General features: G+C 44.1%; 1 tRNA gene and 1 rRNA gene. Both read left to right on the top strand.

Features of this window, described 5'->3' with window-relative positions:
- Positions 1-211: ribosomal RNA gene (locus tag L4C54_RS24120) — 16S ribosomal RNA — on the top strand; the annotation flags it as partial.
- A 65-nt stretch (positions 212-276) separates the two neighbouring features.
- A tRNA-Glu gene (locus L4C54_RS24115) sits at positions 277-352 on the top strand.
- The last annotated feature ends 389 nt before the right edge of the window (positions 353-741 follow it).

The raw sequence follows: 741 nt of genomic DNA, 5'->3' as shown, positions 1-741 counted from the left end.
GTCGGAATCGCTAGTAATCGTAGATCAGAATGCTACGGTGAATACGTTCCCGGGCCTTGTACACACCGCCCGTCACACCATGGGAGTGGGCTGCAAAAGAAGTGGGTAGTTTAACCTTTCGAGGAGGACGCTCACCACTTTGTGGTTCATGACTGGGGTGAAGTCGTAACAAGGTAGCCCTAGGGGAACCTGGGGCTGGATCACCTCCTTATACGATGATTTTCACGATGAGTACCCACACAGATTGATATGTTTAAACAGTTAAGAGTGACCTAAGTCCCGTTCGTCTAGAGGCCTAGGACACCGCCCTTTCACGGCGGTAACAGGGGTTCGACTCCCCTACGGGATACCATCTTTAAACGCGCTTCTCTACTTTAGCTAGAGATATAAGTGCCTTTAAAAATGGTTTTTTTCTTTCAAAAGAAACAAAATCTGCTCTTTAACAATTTGGAAAGCTGACGAACAACGACTTTGATCGGTTGTTGTTCAAATAAAAGTTCTCAAATCCTAGATGATTTATCATTTAGGTACCAACACACATTCAAGTGTTCTTGGAAACAATATTGCTTCGGCAATGTTTGTTTAATATTTGAGTCCGGCAAAATCGAAATGTTGTCTCGCTCATTCAAATAATGAGACAACGAGTTTACACCTTGGTTAGTTGCCATACAGAAACCTTTTGGGGTTGTATGGTTAAGTGACTAAGCGTACACGGTGGATGCCTTGGCAGTCAGAGCAGAG

This window comes from Vibrio lamellibrachiae (genome assembly GCF_050337265.1).
Classification (GTDB): Bacteria; Pseudomonadota; Gammaproteobacteria; order Enterobacterales; family Vibrionaceae; genus Vibrio; species Vibrio kyushuensis.
Note: the sequence above shows the minus strand (reverse complement) of the source record. Positions and strands in the feature narration are given on the sequence as shown.